General features: G+C 71.6%; 15 protein-coding genes. 8 read left to right on the top strand and 7 right to left on the bottom strand.

The window, feature by feature from the left end:
• Positions 1-93 precede the first annotated feature (93 nt).
• From ACZ42A_RS37505 to ACZ42A_RS37475, 7 genes are all read right to left on the bottom strand, one after another.
• Entirely contained in the window at positions 94-1314 is a 1221-nt protein-coding gene (locus tag ACZ42A_RS37505) for an acyl-CoA dehydrogenase family protein (RefSeq protein WP_468531845.1), read from the bottom strand.
• A 96-nt stretch (positions 1315-1410) separates the two neighbouring features.
• Positions 1411-2208, bottom strand: a complete 798-nt coding sequence (thyX, locus tag ACZ42A_RS37500) for an FAD-dependent thymidylate synthase (protein WP_468531844.1) — start codon at positions 2206-2208, stop codon at positions 1411-1413.
• A gap of 13 nt (positions 2209-2221) precedes the next feature.
• The gene (gene fabG, locus ACZ42A_RS37495) at positions 2222-2977 is read right to left on the bottom strand and encodes a 3-oxoacyl-[acyl-carrier-protein] reductase (RefSeq protein WP_468531843.1); all 756 of its coding nucleotides are present in this window, start codon (positions 2975-2977) and stop codon (positions 2222-2224) included.
• Positions 2974-3234 carry an acyl carrier protein gene (locus ACZ42A_RS37490; RefSeq protein WP_468531842.1) on the bottom strand — a complete coding sequence of 87 codons (261 nt, stop codon included), beginning with the start codon at positions 3232-3234 and terminating at the stop codon, positions 2974-2976. Before ACZ42A_RS37490 ends, fabG begins: the two co-directional genes overlap by 4 nt.
• A gap of 43 nt (positions 3235-3277) precedes the next feature.
• The gene (locus ACZ42A_RS37485) at positions 3278-4255 is read right to left on the bottom strand and encodes a beta-ketoacyl synthase N-terminal-like domain-containing protein (RefSeq protein WP_468531841.1); all 978 of its coding nucleotides are present in this window, start codon (positions 4253-4255) and stop codon (positions 3278-3280) included.
• Complete coding sequence (locus tag ACZ42A_RS37480) at positions 4252-5388, bottom strand: beta-ketoacyl synthase N-terminal-like domain-containing protein (RefSeq protein ID WP_468531840.1); 1137 nt, start codon at positions 5386-5388, stop codon at positions 4252-4254. The genes ACZ42A_RS37485 and ACZ42A_RS37480 overlap by 4 nt, the downstream gene beginning before the upstream one ends.
• Positions 5385-7148, bottom strand: a complete 1764-nt coding sequence (locus ACZ42A_RS37475) for an AMP-binding protein (protein ID WP_468531839.1) — start codon at positions 7146-7148, stop codon at positions 5385-5387. Before ACZ42A_RS37475 ends, ACZ42A_RS37480 begins: the two co-directional genes overlap by 4 nt.
• Before the next feature lie 511 nt (positions 7149-7659).
• Here ACZ42A_RS37475 and ACZ42A_RS37470 point away from each other — a divergent pair.
• The 8 genes from ACZ42A_RS37470 to ACZ42A_RS37435 all read left to right on the top strand — a co-directional run bounded on the left by ACZ42A_RS37470 (position 7660) and on the right by ACZ42A_RS37435 (position 17538).
• Positions 7660-9345, top strand: a complete 1686-nt coding sequence (locus ACZ42A_RS37470) for a class I adenylate-forming enzyme family protein (RefSeq protein WP_468531838.1) — start codon at positions 7660-7662, stop codon at positions 9343-9345.
• A gap of 143 nt (positions 9346-9488) precedes the next feature.
• Entirely contained in the window at positions 9489-10748 is a 1260-nt protein-coding gene (locus ACZ42A_RS37465) for an MFS transporter (RefSeq protein ID WP_468531837.1), read from the top strand.
• On the top strand, positions 10745-11974 hold the full coding sequence (locus ACZ42A_RS37460) for a beta-ketoacyl-[acyl-carrier-protein] synthase family protein (protein WP_468531836.1): 1230 nt from the start codon (positions 10745-10747) through the stop codon (positions 11972-11974). Before ACZ42A_RS37465 ends, ACZ42A_RS37460 begins: the two co-directional genes overlap by 4 nt.
• Positions 11971-12747 carry a beta-ketoacyl-[acyl-carrier-protein] synthase family protein gene (locus ACZ42A_RS37455; RefSeq protein WP_468531835.1) on the top strand — a complete coding sequence of 259 codons (777 nt, stop codon included), beginning with the start codon at positions 11971-11973 and terminating at the stop codon, positions 12745-12747. The genes ACZ42A_RS37460 and ACZ42A_RS37455 overlap by 4 nt, the downstream gene beginning before the upstream one ends.
• Positions 12744-13517, top strand: a complete 774-nt coding sequence (locus tag ACZ42A_RS37450) for a 4'-phosphopantetheinyl transferase family protein (RefSeq protein ID WP_468531834.1) — start codon at positions 12744-12746, stop codon at positions 13515-13517. The genes ACZ42A_RS37455 and ACZ42A_RS37450 overlap by 4 nt, the downstream gene beginning before the upstream one ends.
• A gap of 39 nt (positions 13518-13556) precedes the next feature.
• Positions 13557-14009, top strand: a complete 453-nt coding sequence (locus tag ACZ42A_RS37445; protein ID WP_468531833.1) for a hotdog fold thioesterase — start codon at positions 13557-13559, stop codon at positions 14007-14009.
• 27 nt (positions 14010-14036) lie between these two features.
• The gene (locus tag ACZ42A_RS37440) at positions 14037-15410 is read left to right on the top strand and encodes an MFS transporter (protein WP_468531832.1); all 1374 of its coding nucleotides are present in this window, start codon (positions 14037-14039) and stop codon (positions 15408-15410) included.
• A complete protein-coding gene (locus ACZ42A_RS37435; protein ID WP_468531831.1) occupies positions 15403-17538 on the top strand; it encodes a molybdopterin oxidoreductase family protein in 2136 nt (711 codons plus the stop codon). Before ACZ42A_RS37440 ends, ACZ42A_RS37435 begins: the two co-directional genes overlap by 8 nt.
• Positions 17539-17542 lie beyond the last annotated feature (4 nt).

Genomic DNA, 17542 nt, shown 5'->3' with positions numbered 1-17542 from the left:
TGACTGGCGTCTCGGCCCCGGGCAGGGGCGCTGTCACGATAAACTGCGTACGTGCGGCCGAACGGCCGACCGTGGGCGGGGCCCTCGGGCCGGCTACTCCGGGAGCCCCAGGGCGAGCGGGTTCTGCGGCTTGCCGCCCAGCAGGATCGCGCCGGCGGACTGCAGGATCTGGTCCTGCACGGTGGCGTGCTGGCACATCGCGTTGAGGTCGCGCAGCCAGCGGTCGAGCGGCGAGGGCTTGTAGATCGCGGCCGTGGTGACCAGATCGAACAGGCTGGACACGATGGTCCGCGCCGCGCGGAAGGCGTTGACGCGGGCGAGCGCCACGGCGACCTGCTCGTCGGGGCCGATCTCCGCGCCGGCCTGCAGCAGTTCCCACTGCCGGTGCAGCGTGCCGTACACCCCATGCCGCGCGACCAGCAGGTCCGACTCGCACTGGGCGATCGCCATCTGCACCCGGTAGTTCTGCGGCCAGGGCTGACGGGTCGGACGGTCGACGCGCTTCTTCGCCATCTCCCGTACGTGGTCCAGGGCGGCGCGGGCGACGCCGAGGGGGACGCCGGGCATGGTCCTCAGGATCGAGTCGGGGGTGGCGGCCGGGCTCGGCACGACGGGGTTGGCGAAGCTGAAGGTGTGCTCCTCGGGCACGAACAGGTCCTTGGCCCGGTAATCCCGGCTGCCACTGCCCGCCAGCCCCGTGGTGTACCACGTGTCGGAGATCTCGAACTGGTCCGGCCGGGCGACGATGATCCGCCAGTGCGCGCGGCCGCCGACCGGCAGTGGGTTGGGCTCCGGCTCGCCGTCCCGGTACACGAGCACGCCGGCGATGACCCGGTCGCAGTGCGTGATGCCGCTGCCGAACTGCCAGTCGCCGTTGACGCGGTAGCCGCCGGGGACCCGGTCGGCCCGGCCCTTCGGAGGGATGGCCCCGGCCGTGATCATGTCGAGGTCGGGGAAGAGCTCGCGGGCGGCCGGCTCGGCCATGAAACCGGCGAACAGACCGCTGTCCATGCCGACCATGGCGCACCACGCGGCGGAGGCGTCACCGGTCGCCAGCGCCTCGATCACCTCGGTCTGCTGGACCGGGGTGAGCACCGGGCCGCCCCACGAGGCAGGGTAGGCCATGCCGAAGACGCCGGTGGAACGCAGCAGTCGGACGATGTCGTCGGGAAGGCGCCGGGCCTCCTCGATCTCCTCGGCACGGGCGGCCAGCTCCGGTGCGGCGGCCTTGGCGCGGGCCAGGATCTCCTCCGGCGTGGCGGCAGGCCCGGCACCGGATCCGGCGGGCGTCGCCGGGGCGCTGGAAACAGACATGGGAGTACTCGCTTTCTGGGGCCGGGCCCGGCGGTCCTGGCGGACACGCCGGGCCGGCTGCGTACCGGTTCGGACGGATGCGCGCGACAAGGCGGGTCAGACCTTGCGCCACTTCGGGACCCAGGCTCCGTCCACCACCTCGTAGTCCGAGAACAGCGCCGGGGCCTCCTGCCGCATGAGCTGCCCGATCCGGTCGAACAGGAGACGAATCTCCTCCTCGGCGCCCGGTGCTGTGCGGGCCTCGATCATGTGTCGCAGGGCGCGCACGTTCGCGGTCCAGACGAGACCGGTGGCCACCCCATCGGGGGCGAACCTGCGCATGAAGGACGTCTTGTGCTTCTTCTCGCTGAAGGGCAGTCCTTCGGCGTCCAGCTGGAAGTGCTCCGTCATCCAGTGCTGGAACTCTTCCATCCGCTCCAGCATCTCGGTGGCCCGGGCCATCAGCTCCGGGTCCTCGCGCGCCCACTCCGGGAACCAGAACGGCAGCTCCTGGAGCCGCACGAAGCGCAGCGACTCCTGGGACACGGCGACACCGGCGCGGTGGCGGACCAGTTCGTGCGTCAGCACCCGGCTCACGTTGTGCAGCGCGAAGGTGAAACTGACGTGTTCGAGGACCGACCCGTGCGCGCTGGCCAGGATGTTGCCCAGGTACTGGTCCTGGTCGGCACGGATGCGGACCACGTTGGGGTTCAGCCCCGGCTCCCACGAGCGGTAGCAGGCCCGGCCCGCGAACTCGGCGAGGTTCTGCGGATCGTTGAGGTGGTCGTCGAGCGCACCGCTGTCCAGGCGCTGCAGCCAGCTCTCGCCGCCGACCTCGCGCAGATACTCAGCCATCGCCGCGTAGTCGACGCGGGGGCTCGCCACGAGGAAGACCTCGGGTTCCACGTGCTTCATGACAATCCCTCCCTCAGATCGCGAGTCCGCCGTCGATGCCCAGGACCTGGCCGGTGATGTAGGCGGCGCGGTCCGAGACGAGGAACGAGACCAGGTCGGCCACGTCGTCCGGGGCACCGAAGCGGCCCAGCGGGATCTGGCCCAGGTACTTCTTTCTGGCTGCCTCCGGCACCGCCGAGGTCATGTCGGTGTCGATAAAGCCCGGTGCCACCGAGTTCGCCCGCACGCCGAACTTGCCGTACTCCTTGGCGAGGGCGCGGGTGAAGCCGATGATGCCCGCCTTGGAGGCCGAGTAGTTGGTCTGCCCCACGCCGCCGTACACACCGGCGATCGACGACAGCGTGACGATCGCACCGGTCCGGCGCTTGATCAGTGACTGGATGGAGGCACGGCAGACGTGGTACGTGCCGTCGAGGTTGGTGCGGACGACGTCCTGCCACTGGGTGTCGTCCATCATCGCCAGCGGCCGGTCCCGCGTGATGCCCGCGGCGGTCACCACGGCGTCCAGCGGCCCGAGTTCGGCCTCGGCCTCGGCGGTGAACCGCCGGGTCGCCTCGGCGTCGGCGATGTCGACTCGGCGGGCGAAGGTGCGCGCGCCGTGCTTGGCGGCCGCCTCGGCGGTCTCCTCGGCGGCGTCCGAGCGCGAGTGGTAGCAGAACGCGATGTCGTAGCCGTCCTCGGCGAGCCGGGTCACGATCGCGCGTCCGATGCCCCGGGAGCCGCCTGAGACGAGTGCGACGGGTCGGGCGGCCGTCAGGTGGTCGCTCATGCGGACGGCTCGCCGGCGAGCTTGGAGGTGAGGAAGGCGTGCAGCTCGGCGAGGGTGTGGACACCGCTGATGACCACGTCGTCGACCGGGACGCCGTACGTGTTCTCCACGCGGGTCGAGATCTCCAGCAGCATCAGCGAGTCGATCTCGAGCTCGTCGGTGAAGTGAGCCTCGTCGGTGACCTCTTCCGGCTCGGCCTCCAGGGCACCGGCTATCAGGGCGCGGAGGTCCTCGATGTTCACAGTCGCGGTGGTCATGGGTATTCCTTTCGTTCCTTCAAGGGGAGATGAAGTCGGTCGGTCAGGACCGGACCGGGTCCAGCAGCAGAGCAGCGGCCGCGTCGTGACCAGGGCTTCCCGCTGTGGCGAGCACGCTGTGGGTGGCGCCGCTCTCCAGATGGGCCACCGCGGCGGCGCACTGCAGGACGCCCAACGCCCCGGACAGCGGGCCCAGCTGGGACTCCAGATCGATCCGGCGGGTGCCGGCGAGCGTGTCAGCCGGCTCGGACACGCGCCCGTCGGCCAGCCACAGCCCGATGGACGTCTTGTCGGGCACCCCGGCGGCGGCCAGCGCCGCGGGGAGGTCCGCGGCGCGGGCGTATCCGCCGATCGTGGCGCGGGGCCGCGCGCCGCGGGACGCCGCCGCATCCGCGGATTCGAGCACCAACGCGACCGCCGCGTCGGTGGACTGCTCACCGAGCAGCTTCGTCACCACGTCGTTGGCCGGTTCGACGCCGACCACGACGGCTGCTTCGGCGCGCCCGGCCACGATCAGGTTCCGGGCCCAGCACAGCGCGTCCAAGCCGCTCGTGACGCCGTTGCAGACGGTGAGGTTCGGGCCGCGGAGTCCGTAGCGGATGGCCACCCAGCCGGCGATGACATTGCTCGACGTCTGCGGCAGGCCCAGCGGGCTGAGGCCCATGATGCCGACCCTGGCGATGGTGTCGGTGGCCTCGCAGACGCTGTCCACGTTGCCCAGGTTGGTGCTCACCACGACGGCGGTGGCGTCGGCCACGCCCGAGAACGTCGCGTCGGCATCGGTCAGCCCCGCGTCGTCGAGGGCGAACTCGGCGGAGCGCAGGGCGAGCCGGGACGCGCGGTCCTTGTGGCGCATCTCGCGACCACCGAGCCCGGTGGACAGGTCGAAGCCGCCCTCGCCGGGTACGGGGCCGAGCAGGTCGCCGGGCGTCGCGACGCCGGGGAGCGCCAGTCCTACGCCGGTGACGACGACCTCCCGGGTGCCCGGACCCGTCGCGCGTGTGCTGTTGGTCGTACTCATCGGGCCGCCTCCACAATCGCCACGGCGTTGATCCCGCCGAAGCCGAACGCGTCGATCTGCGCGATGGCCAGGTCGCCGGCCGCGGGCTCGCCCCGCACCAGGCGCAGTCCCGCAGCCTCGGGGATCGGATCTGTGAGCCCCAGGACCGGAGGTACCACGCCCTCCTGCATGGCGAGCACCGCCATGACGAGGCTGAGCAGTCCCGAACCGCCCAGTGTGTGCCCCGTCATCGCCTTGATCGCGGTCATCAGCGGGCCGCCTCCGGTGCCCTGGAACACCTGGCTCAGGACGCTCGACTCCGTCACGTCGTTCCTGGGCGTACCGCTGCCGTGCAGCATCAGCAGGTCGATGTCCTCGGCCCGCACCCCGGCCCTGCGATAGGCGTCCCGCACCGCCAGCCCGATCCCGTCGGGGTCGGGCGCGGTGGCGTGGTGGGCGTCGCAGTTCATGGACACCCCGCGTACCCGGGCGTGCACGGTCCCGTGGCCGGTGCCGGCGCGCTGGACGACGACGGCGACCGCGCCCTCGCCCATGAGCATGCCCTTGTGCGAGGTGTCGAAGGGGCGCAGCGCGTCGGGGGTCTCGTTCTGTACCCGGTCGAGCGTGCCGAAGGCGCTCTCGGTCGCGGCGTCGGTGCCGGCGACCACGACCGTGTCGGTCATGCCGAGCTCGATCATGTCGGTGGCCATACCGAGCGCGTAGAGCGTGGCGGAGCAGGCGTTGGCGAAGGTGTACGTGGTGACCGCCCCGAACTCCTCCCTCAGGGAGGTGCCGAAGTGCAAGTCCCCCAGGCCGACTTCGACGCCGTCACGCCACCACAGTTCGACGCTGCGCTGCTCGCGCATGGTGGTCCCGACCAGCACCGGCACCCGCGACAGGTCCTCACCCAGGCCCGCGTCGGCGAGCGCCTGGCGCACGGCCGTGGTGAGCCAGCGGGTGGCCCGCCGCGGCACGTCGCCACCGCCCTCGGGCCGGTCGTCGATCTCGTAGGCGTACGCAGCCCGGTACTTGTCGGGGTCGAACGCCTTCAGGGGCGTGCGGCTCTCACGGCCGGCGCAGAGCGCGGCGAATATCTCCCGGGGATTGCCGCCGATGTTCGCGACGGCTCCCATACCCGTAATATCCCAGGTCACTGTCGTGCAGCCTGCTTCCTCAGCTCGAAGGCGGCCAGCTTTCCGGTCGAAGTGGTCGGGAGCCTGTCCAGGAACTCCAGCCGGGCCGGCCGCTTGTAGGCGGCGAGACCGCCACGGATAGCGGCCATCACCGCGCGCCGGACCACGTCCTCGTCCGCCCCGGCGCAGGCGACCAGGTACAGCACGGCCTGCTCCAGGCCGTCGGCGTCGCGGCTGCCGACCACCACGCAGTCCTGGACTCCCACGGCGGCGCGGACCACCCCCTCGATCTCGCTCGGCACGACCTTGTAACCGCCCAGGTTGAGCAGGTCGTCGGCGCGGCAGAGATGGGTGAACGTGCCGTCCGGCGTGCGGCGCACCACGTCACCGGTATAGACGCCGCCGTCGGCGAAGGTGACCGCAGCGGCCTCCGGCCGGCCGATGTAGCCGAGGGCGACCGTCGGGCCGGCGATATGCAGCCGTCCCTCCTCCCCGTCGGCGACCGGCATGCCGTCCGCGGCGCGGACGGTCGCGGTGACGCCGGGCACCGGGACCCCGAAGGTGCCCGGCAGTTCCCGCCCCGGCGGTGTGCCGACGACGATGTAGAGCACCTCGGTGGCACCGAGCCCGTTGAGCAGCTCGGCGTCGAAGGCGGTGCGGATCCGTTCGCCGAGCGAGGCCGGCAGGTTCTCGCCCGCCGCCACGCACAGCCGCACCGAGTCGGCGGAGACGTCGGCCGTCTCGGCGGCGCCGAGCAGCGCCGCGTACAGGCGCGGCACCGAGAACAGCACGGTGGGCCGGTGGCGCCGCATCGCGGCGACCAGCGAGTGGACGTCGACCGTGCCGCGGATGAGCGCGACGCGGGCGCCGGCCGCCAGCGGGCACAGGACGGAGCTGCCGAAGCCGTAGCCGAAGGACATCCGGGCGCTGGAGAGCACGGTGTCCTCGGGGGTCAGTGCGAGCACCGTGCCGATACCGTCGGCCATGGCCGCGATGGCGCCCGCCGAGTGCCGGACTCCCTTGGGCATGCCGGTGCTTCCGGAGGTGTACTGCACCAGCGCCTCGCACCGCGCGCTCCACGCAGCCGGAGAACCGGCCTGCTCGGGGAGCCGGGCGGGGCCGGGCTCGGCCGTCGCCAGAGCGGCACGGACGTCGGCGCCGGAGAACCGGGTCTTCCCCGCGAACAGTCCCTCCAGGGCGAGTTGCCGCTTCGGGGCCGCGTCCAGGTGCACCACCTCGGCGGCGCAGTCGTCGGCGATGTAGCGGACCTCGTCGTCGGTGAGCACCGGGCTGATCACGACCGGGACACAGCCGTGCCACCACAGGCCGAGGACGGCGACGACGGTCGCGACGGAGTCGTCCGCGACGAGGAGGCCGCGGGCGCCCTGGCGCACGCCTGCTGCCCGGAGCGCGCCGGCGTATCCGCGCGCTGCCTCCAAGAGGCCCGCGTAGGTGACCTCGCCGACGTCGGGGTCGAGGTAGCTGACCCTTTCGCCGTGACCGGCGGAGACCTGATGGGCCACCAGGTGGCCGATCAGGTCGATACCGCGGGGGGCCGTGGCCCGGTCGCCGAGCACGGTCACCGCGGCGTCCACGCTGGTGACGCCCGCCGCCTCCTCGGGGGGCAGGGACACTCCGAACTCGCTCTCGATCGCGGCGACGATACCGACCTTCTCCAGGGAGTCGACGCCGAGATCCTCATAGAACAGAGCATCGGGCTCGATGTCCGCCTTTTCCATTTCAAGGACAGACGCCACGATCTCACGCAGTCTGTCGCGCACTGAATTATTCGGCACTACATCGCGCACCAACGAGGGTCCTTTTCCGTATAACTCGCCTGCCTATGAAGCCCGGCGGACAACGGGTGGCGAGGTCGAATACAGGACCCGCTTCCCAACCCATGCAACACACACCGGGGGCGGCCAAGACCATACACGAGTCTGAATCTTGAAAACGTACCCATGTCCACTTTGTGTCAATTGACAGATAGGTCCCGACCGGCCGATCGAGAAAGTGCTACACGCATAGATTCGCCTCCCATCCATACGGTTCACCAAATCCTCACGGGGAGGGCTCCGGCCGGCCCGCTCGGCAGCCGCACAAGTGGGGGCGGACCTGGGCTGCTGTGGCCCTGAGCTGTGTTAAGGTTCCTCGCGATCTTGAGCGACCCGGTTGGCCGCCAGCGCCCGATCCCCATTCCCGCCATATTCAGGCCGGGTGAATACACGACGGCCCAATGTCGCCTTGCTGCCTTCCAGAACAGGTGAACACATGCCTTTCTCTCCACGTACCTTGCGTACTCCGGAGGAGCGCGCCCAGCTCCTCCAGAACGATTTTGGTGGTGGCAACGCCTGGCGTATCGCTCTGGAAACCAGCCGTACACCGGATCTTCCCGTACTCGTCTCACAGCGGGCCCTGGTGAACGCCGATGGCGTCCCGCAGCATGAATTCAGCCTCTCCCAGCTGTGCTCCCTTGCGGATTCATGGTCGGCTTGGTATCTCGAGCGCGGAATTGAGCCGCGCGACCGGGTCGCCGTATACATCGAGGATTCTTTCGAGGACCAGGTCCAGCTGACCGCGCTCGCGCAAATCGGAGCGATTCCGGTCCTCATCAACGGCCGGATGCGCCCCGAGGTCGCCCTCGGCGTCATCGAGCGCTCGGGCGCCGTCGCGCTGTACACGGACGCCGACCACCTGGCGCGACTGGCCGGCCGACAGACCGAGTTGTCCGGTCTGCGCCACACCTGGACCCGCGAGGACGTGCACCTCCCCACCGGTGGACTGCACGATTCGGCGCGGTTTCGTCATGCCGACGACGACCCGGTGGTCCTGTGTCACACCTCGGGTACGACCGGGAACCCCAAGCTCGTCATCTGGTCCCACCGCCAGAGCGTCGCGGGCGCCCGGTTCCGTCTCTCGGTTCACCCCGAACCGGAGAACTCGGTCATGCTCTCCGCCGTGGCGCAGTCCCACTCGGGGGCGATCGCGTTCACCTTCTACGCGCTGCTCGCCGGGCTGCCGCTGGTAGCGCTCACCGACCGCAGCCCGGCCAGTGTGGCCCGGGCCGCCGCCACGTACAGGCCGACCACGATCATGGCCTTCCACCCGACCTTCGCGGCGCTGGCCACGTCCGACCCCGACCCCGCCGACTTCGAGTCGGTGGAGTACTGGCTGAACACCGGGGACTCCGCGCACGACACGCATGTGCGGACCCTGATCGGCCTGGGCCGGCACATGGAGGACGGACGGCTCGTGCCCGGCTCGGTCTTCGGCGACTCGCTGGGCGCCTCCGAGCTCGGCTGGGGCCCGCTGCGCCGCGTCATCACCCAGGACACCCCGCCCCGCGCCCGGCACATCGGCCGCCCCGTGCCCATCGCCGACGTCACCGTGCTGCGCGAGGACGGCACCGAGACCGACCCCGGGGAGACCGGCCTCCTCGCGGTGCGCGGCGAATCCGTCTCCCCGGGCTACTGGAACGACTCCGACACGTACTACCGCAGTTGGCTCGGTTCCTACCGGCTCACCGGCGACCTCGCCTACAAGGACGCGGACGGCGAGTTCTTCCACGTCGACCGCGTCGTCGACCGCATCCGCACCGCACAGGGCGACGGCTACTCGGTGCTGATGGAGGAGGCGCTGCTGCTACACGTCCCGCAGATCGCCGACTGCGCGGTCGTCGCGGGCCGCGACGGGGAGCGGACCGTACCGGTCGCCGTCGTCCGCCCGCACGCCGACGACGCGGCGGCCGACGAGCTGCTCCGCCTCGCCAACGCGGCCCTGGCCACCGCCGGTCAGCCGCAGCTCGCGGTCCTCGAGATCGCCCGCACGCACGACGACATCCCGGTGGGCCCGACGGAGAAGACGCTCAAGCGTCAACTGCGCGACAAATACAGTGACCTGGCCGCGTACGTGGCGAACGCGCCGGCCGGGCAGCTGGCGACGGCAACCGGCGGGCCGGCGCCCACCGTGACGCGCTGACCCGCGCACGGCCGGCCCCGCTCTCCTCGCCCCGCCCGTACGGCACCGGCCGCGGGCGGGGCGCTCCCGCCCGACGTCCGCGCCGGACACAGCGCGTTCGCCGCCACCCCCCACGCTCCTACCTGGAGGATCAGACCGTCATCATGCGCCTGCCATCCCTCACCGCCACTCTGCCCAGTGGGGCGGCCCGGAAGCCGATCCTGCTGATGACGCTCGGGGCCTTCGCCCTGGGCACGGACGCTTTCGTGATCAGTGGCGTCCTGCCCGCCGTGGGACAGAGCCTCGGCGTCTCTCTGACGGCGGCGGGGCTACTGATCACCGTCTTCGCCGGCGTGTACGCACTGGGCGCGCCCTTCCTCGCGGTCGCCACAGGCAGCCTGAACCGGGACAAGGTCCTCCAGATCGCGCTGGCTGGATTCGTCGCGGCCAATCTCCTCGCGGCCGTCGCGCCCACCTACCCGGTGCTGATGGTGGCGCGCGTCCTCGCAGCGGTCTCCGCCGCGCTGTTCATGCCGGCCGCCTCCGCCAGCGCGGCGGCCGTGGCCGCCCCCGAGGAGCGTGGCCGGGCCCTGACCACTGTGCTCGGCGGACTCACGCTGGCGAGCGCGCTCGGCGTCCCCCTCGGCACCGTCGTCGGCCATGCCGCCAACTGGCGCGCCACGTTCGTCCTGGTCGCCGTCCTCAGCCTGCTGGCCCTGGTCGGCCTGATGAGGGCGCTGCCGCCGACGCCCGCCGCGAACATCGCCTCGCTCGGCGACCGGGTTCGTGCTGCGAAGCTGCCCGGCATCCCCACGATCTTGCTCGGCACCGTGCTGACGTATTGCAGCATGTTCACCCTGTACGCCTACATCCCCTGGTTCGCGGAGCGCACCGCGGGCATCGGCGAAGGCGCCGTCTCCTGGGTCTACCTCCTCTACGGCCTGTGCGGCGTGCTGTCCAACATGGCGGCGGGCTGGCTGATCGACACCTACCCGACGCAGCGAGTCGCGATCATCGCGTCCGCGCTCCTGGCCGTCAGTCTGAGCCTGCTGACCCTCTTCGCCTGGGCGGGCCCGTCCCACTCGGTCATGGGCGGTGTGCTGCTCTACGTCCTGATCGCCCTGTGGGGTCTGATCGGCTGGGTTATCAACCCCGCGCAACAGAAGCGCCTGATCATCACGGCCGGCCCGCAGGGACCGGTGGCACTGTCCCTCAACGGCTCGGCCGTGTACGCCGGACAAGCCGTGGGCGGTCTCGCCGGCGGCATCGCGCTGAGCCACGGCGCGACCTGGCTGATGGTGACCGCGGTGGTGCTCCAGCTGCTGGCCGTGCTCGTCGTCTGCGTCTCCGCCCGGGCCGGCAAGAACACCGCCCCGGCCGCCCCCGCCGAGGTCCACGCCCCCACCGAGGACGTGACGTCATGACGGGACCGCAGGACGTGGTCGTCACCGGTTACGGGGTCTTCACCGCCTTCGGCTTCGGCGCCCAGGCCCTGCGGGACGGGGTCTTCGCCGGGCGGTCCGCGTTCGGCCCCGTCACCCGCTTCGACCCCACCCCCTTCCACGCGTCGTACGCGGCGGAGTACACCGGGCAGGGCCCCGAGGTCCCCGGAGTGCCGATCGGGCCCGGCACCACGCCCGGACAGGTCGAGGTGCTGCTCGCCTGTGCCCGCTCGGCCCTGGAGATGGCCGGCACCGACGGGGCCGGTGCCGCCGTACTGCTCGGCACCAACGGCGACCACTCCACCGGGCGGCACTTCTGGGCGGCCCGGCAGGCCGGCCGGTCCCCCGACGCGCCGCGCAGCCTGGACAGCCTGGCCGGCCGGATCCCGCAGCGCATCGCGGAGGAACTCGGCCTCGGCACGCCCCGGTTGGCGTTTGTCAACGCCTGTGTCGCCGCGACCAACGCCATCGCCCACGCCGCCCAGCTGATCAGCAGCGGAGCGGTGACCACGGCGGTCTGCGGCGGCGCGTCCATGGTCACCGAGGACGTCTTCGCCCGCTTCGACTCGGGCCAGGCGATGACGCGGCAACCGGTGCCGCGGCCCTTCTCCGCAGACCGCGCGGGCCTGCTGCAGGGCGACGGCGCTGCCGTCCTCGTCCTGGAGTCGGCGACGGCAGCACGGGCGCGCGGGGCGGAGATCCTCGGCTGGCTCGCGGGCTGGGGCATGGCATCGGACGCGTACCAGGTCGTCCAGCCCCATCCGCAGGGTGCCGGCATGGCCGCCGCCGCGCGCGCCGCGCTGCGGCGGGCGGCGCTCGCACCGGAAGACATCGACTACGTCAACGCGCACGGCACCGGCACCGCCCTCAACGACGTCGCGGAGACCACGGCCCTGCACACCGTTTTCGGCGAGTACGCGCCCCGCATCCCGGTCAGCTCGACCAAGAGCAGCACCGGCCACATGCTGGAGGCCACGGGCGGCGTGGAGGCCGTGATCACCCTGCTCGCCCTCCAGGACGGACTGCTACCGCCGACGCTGGGGCTGCGCGAGGCCGACCCGGACTGCGACCTGGACTACGTCCCAGAGGGCCCCCGGCCCGTCCCCATCACCCATGCGCTCTCCCTGAACGCCGCCTTCGGCGGGGTCAACGCGGCGCTCGTCCTCAAGCGGGCCCGCCCCGCCGGTCACCAGGAGCCGACCCCATGACCCCACGCGAGACCGCAGGAGACCCCGGCACCCTCGCCCTGTCGTCGGTGGCGGTGCTCACCCCCTGGGGTGAGGCCGCCGACGGTCTGCCTGGCGCCGCGCCGGTGAGGCTGCCCAAGGTCAGGGGGTTCGTCGGCTCCCGGTTCAGCCCGCTCGTGCACGCTGTCGCCCAGGCCTGCCTGGGCGCGCCCGAGGCCTTCGGCGGCCCCGACGCCACGGCGGGACACCGGACGGGGATCGTGGTCGCCACTCTGTTCGGCGACACCACGACGACCGACACGTCCACCCAGCGCGTGATGGAGGGACAGGTCCACAATCCGCTCCTCTTCTACCAGTCGGTGACCACCTCGATCCTGGGACACCTGGGCAAGGTGTACGACATCACCGGACCGTTCACCTGCGTGTCGGGCGCGACGGACCTGGCCGCCGAGGCGATGGGCATGGCCCGCGTCCTCATCGACGCCGGCGACGTGGACCAGCTGCTCGTGGTGGGTGTGGAATGCGCTCCGAACGAGCGCGCCACCTGGGTGCACGGCTCGCTCGCGGGAGGGGGCGTCCCGCTCGACAGACTGCCCGCCGGCGACAGCGCCGTGGCACTGCTGCTGCGCCGGCCCGCCGACGGCGACGGACTGCCCAGAATTCCGGTGTGTACGCCGTACGCCGACACCGGGCCGACCGCGGAGCCGGTCCGTCCGGAGTGGACCCAGGCCTTCGGATGGCTGGCGCCGCTGGTGGCGACCGCCGAGGCGGCGTACCCGAGCACGGCTCCGTGACCGCATCTCCGCGTCCCCGGCTGCGCGTGCTGGTGCGTTACGGGCAGGCGGCCGGTGAGCCGGACCTGCGCGATCTCGCCGTCCTCGCCCCCGAGGAGCGGCGCCGGGCGCGGCGCTTCCGACAGCCCCACCGGGCCGCCGCGTACGCGGCGGTCCACGCGACCGCACGCCGCTGTCTGGCGGAGCAGTCCGGCGACACCCCCGAAGGGATGCGCTTCGGTCGGCTCGCCTGCCCGGGCTGCGGCGGGCCGGACCACGGCCGTCCGGTCGTCGAAAGCCCGGTCGGTTCCTGGGAGTTCAGTCTGTCCCGGTCCGGCGCGCACTGGCTGTTCGCGGCGGCGGACGGCGAGCCGATCGGCGTCGACATCGAACGGATCCGCCCGGTCGAGCTGAGCGTCCTGGGCCCCGCCGTGCTGAGCGAAGCCGAAAGGGAGTACCTGGCCGGCCTCGCGCCACAGCTGCGCCAGGCCGCGTTCATGAGCTGCTGGACCAGGAAGGAGGCCGTCGTGAAGGCCAGTGGGATCGGCATAGAAGCCGACCTGCGCCGAGTCGAGGTGCAGCCCTGGCGGGACACAGCCGTCGTCCGCCACGGGACGGCCGACGGTGCGGTCTCGCAATGGACCGTCCGCGACCTGCCGGTAACGGCCGGCTGTCGTGCGGCGCTCGCCGTTCCGGCCCGGACCGAGCCGTTGCTCGGCCTTGCCTCAGCGGTGCGGAGCCCGTCCGACACCAGGCCCGACGTCCCGTACGAACCCCGTTCCGTCTCCTGATCCGCTCCCGTCCTCACCCGAATCCGAAGAAGACACCCCATGGAATCCACCACACCGCCCGCCACCCCGCAGGGACCGGACGATGGCGTCACGCCACGCATGCTGCAGGTGCCGCCACACCTGGCCGACAAGCAACTGGCCCTCCGCATGGGCATCGAGATCACCTCGTGGGACCCGAAGCGGTTGATCGGCACCATGCCGGTGGAGGGCAACCAGCAGCCCTTCGGCTGGCTGCACGGCGGGGCGAACGCCGTCCTCGCCGAGACGCTCGGCTCGGTCGCGGCCAGTCTGCACGCGGCCACGAAGGGCACGGTGGCCGGTCTCGAACTGTCCTGCACCCACCACCGCCCGGCCCGGTCAGGCCTCGTCACCGGCGTGTGCACCCCGCTGCACCTGGGGTCCCGGATCGCGACGTACGAGATCGCCATCAGCGACGAGCACGGGAACCTGACCTGCTCGGCCAAGCTCACCTGCGTCATCAACAGCCGCTGACCCGGCCGTCGACTGATCCGGAGCATCATGACCGACACACCCGCCGAACGGCGCGGCTGGCTCACCAACTGGGACCCCGAGGACGAGGACGCCTGGAACGAGGGCGGTCACCGCGTCGCCCGCCGCAACCTCGTCTTCTCGGTCCTCTCCGAGCACGTCGGGTTCTCGGTGTGGACCCTGTGGTCCGTCCTCGTCCTGTTCATGTCGCCGGAGATCGGCTTCGGTTTCGACCAGGGCGAGAAGTTCCTGCTGGTGGCGGTTCCCACCGTCGTCGGCTCGCTGCTGCGCCTGCCGTACAGCTTCGCGGTAACGCGGTTCGGCGGACGCGACTGGACCGTCTTCGCCACCGCGATCCTGCTCGTCCCCGCGCTGCTGGCCCTGTATTTCGTGCAGCGGCCCGGCACCCCGCTGTGGGTGTTCCTCGCGATCGCTGCGCTGGCCGGTCTCGGGGGCGGCAACTTCGCCTCCTCGATGACCAACATCACCGCCTTCTACCCGCGGCGTCATCAGGGCTGGGCCCTCGGTCTCAACGCGGGCGGCGGAAACCTCGGGGTCGCGGCGGTCCAGCTGGCCGGACTCGCCGTCATCTCCATCGCGGGCACCGCCCATCCCTCGTACGTCGCGGCCGTCTACCTGCCCCTGATCCTGATCGTCGCGCTGCTCGCGGCGTGGAAGATGGACAACGTCGACGCCGTACGGACCGCGCCCGGCGCCCAGCGCGAGGCCGCCCTGGACCGTGACACCTGGTGGATCTGCCTCCTCTACATCGGCACGTTCGGCTCGTTCATCGGCTACGGCGTCGCCCTCGGTCTGGTCCTGCAGAACGAGTTCGGCACCACTCCCCTGGAGGCCATGGGCTACACCTTCCTCGGCCCGTTGCTGGGGTCCGTCTCCCGCCCGCTGGGCGGCCGGCTCGCCGACCGCCTGGGCGGGGCGAGGGTCACGTACTGGAACTTCCTCGGCATGGGCGCCGGCACCGTCGTGCTGGTGGTGGCGGCCAGGCTGAACTCGTTCAGCCTGTTCGTCGTGGGGTTCGTGGTGCTGTTCATCCTCAGCGGGGTCGGCAACGGCTCCACGTACAAGATGATCCCCGCAGTGTTCGCCCAGCGGGCCGAGGACGAGATCACCGGAGGGTGCGACGCGACCGGTGCCTTCGCCCGCGCCCGCCGCCTGTCCGGCGCGGTCATCGCGATCGCCGGCGCCGTCGGTGCACTCGGCGGTGCCGCCATCAATGTCACCTTCAAGCTCTCCTACACCGACGGCTCCGGCTCCGGCACCCCCGCGTTCCTCGCCTTCCTTGCCTATTACGTGCTGTGCATGGTGCTGATCCGGGCCGTTTACCTGCCCCGTAGGCCCGTCGGGAGCCACCGTGTGAACGTCGTCGAGGAAGCCCATGTCTGAACTGCCGTCCCCCATAACGGACCCCATACCAGAGACGAACACCCACTGCCCGTACTGCGCGCTGCAGTGCGGCACGCGGCTGACCGGCGATCGGGCCTCCGGCGTGCGGGTGGTGCCGGCCGACTTCCCCGTCAACCGGGGCCGGCTCTGCCGGAAGGGCTGGACCGCCCCCGAGGTGCTGGCCGCCCCCGACCGTCTCACCCGGCCGCTGGTCCGCCGCCCGGACGGCCAACTGGCCGAGGCCTCGTGGGACACCGCGCTCGACAAGGTGGCCGAGGGCCTGCGCCGGATCACCGAACGGTACGGCCCCGACGCCGTGGCGGTCTTCGGTGGCGGCGGTCTCACCAACGAAAAGGCCTACATGCTGGGCAAGTTCGCCCGTCTCGCCCTGCGCACCAGTCAGATCGACTACAACGGCCGGTTCTGCATGTCCTCCGCCGCAGCGGCCGGGAACGCGGCCTTCGGCCTCGACCGCGGACTGCCCTTCCCCGTGACCGACCTCCGCCGCGCGCATGCGGTACTCCTGGCCGGCGCGAACGTCGCCGAGACCATGCCGCCGCTGATGCAGCACCTCGATGGAGCCGAGCTCATCGTCATCGATCCGCGGCGCACCGCGACCGCCCGGCGCGCGGCGCTGCATCTGCAGCCCGCACCCGGCACCGATCTCGCCCTCGTGCTCGGCCTGTTGCACATCGCGATCGTGGACGGCCTGCTCGACCAGGACTACATCCGCGCGCGCACCCGTGACTTCGACGCGGCGGCGCGGCGTGCGATGGCGTGGTGGCCCGAGCGGGTCGAGGAGATCACCGGAGTCGCCGCGAGCGCGCAACGGGAAGCCGTCCGGAAGCTCGCCACGGCCCGCAACGCCTACGTGCTGACCGGCCGTGGCGTCGAGCAGCACAGCAAGGGCACCGACACGGTGGCCGGGTTCATCAACCTCGCGCTCGCCCTCGGCCTCCCGGGGCGCGATGGCAGCGGGTACGGCTGCCTGACCGGGCAGGGCAACGGCCAGGGCGGGCGCGAGCACGGCCAGAAGGCCGACCAGTTGCCCGGCTACCGGTCGATATCCGATCCGGCGGCGCGTGCGCATGTCGCGGGCGTGTGGGGCGTGGCATCGGAGGACCTGCCGGGACCCGGCCGCAGCGCGTACGAACTGCTGGACGCGCTGGGCGGCGACCAGGGGCCAAGGGCGCTGCTGGTGTTCGGGTCGAACCCGGTCGTCTCGGCCCCACACGCCTCCCTCATCGCCGAGCGGCTGACGTCGCTCGACCTCCTGGTGGTCGCGGACTTCCTGCCCTCGGAGACCGCCCGCATGGCCGATGTGGTGCTGCCCGTCGCGCAGTGGGCGGAGGAGGAGGGCACCATGACCAACCTCGAGGGCCGCGTCCTGCGCCGCCGTGCGCTGGTGCCCCCTCCGGAAGGCGTATGGGGCGACTTGCGGGTCCTGCACGAGCTCGCCGTACGGCTCGGTGAGCCCGCGAGTCGCTATCCCACCGACCCGCGGATGGTGTTCGAGGAGCTGCGGGCCGCCTCGCGGGGCGGGCCGGCCGACTACTCCGGCGTCTCCTACGAGCGCCTGGACGCCGGCGAGAGTCTGTACTGGCCGTGCCCTGCGAGCCCCGAGCCGGATTCGGGTACGGGGCCGGGCACGAGTACCGAGCGCCACCCGGGTACGCCGAGGCTCTTCCTGGACCGGTTCGCGCACGCCGACGGCAGGGCGCGATTCGCCGAGGTGGACCACCGGAGGCCGGCGGAGGACATCAGCGCCGACTATCCCCTCTACGCCACGACCGGCAGGGTCCTGGCGCACTACCAGTCCGGTGCACAGACCCGCCGGGTCGCGGAACTGAACGAGGCCGTGCCCGAGTCGTTCGTGGAGATCCATCCCGACACCGCGGCCCGCTCCGGTCTGCGCGACCGAGGCCTCGCCGTGATCGCGTCCGCCCGCGGCAGCATGACGGCCCGGGTGCGGCTGGATCCGACCATGCGCCCGGACACGGTGTTCGTCCCCTTCCACTTTCCTGGGGAGGGCCGGGCCAACCTCCTCACCCACCCGGCGCTCGATCCGCGCAGTCGTATGCCCGAGTTCAAGGTGTGCGCGGTGCGGATCGCCGCGCACCAGGAGTGACGCC

The organism is Streptomyces sp. NPDC030838 (assembly GCF_055572035.1).
The sequence above is the reverse complement of the archived record's forward strand: the minus strand, read 5'-3'. Positions and strand labels throughout refer to the sequence as shown.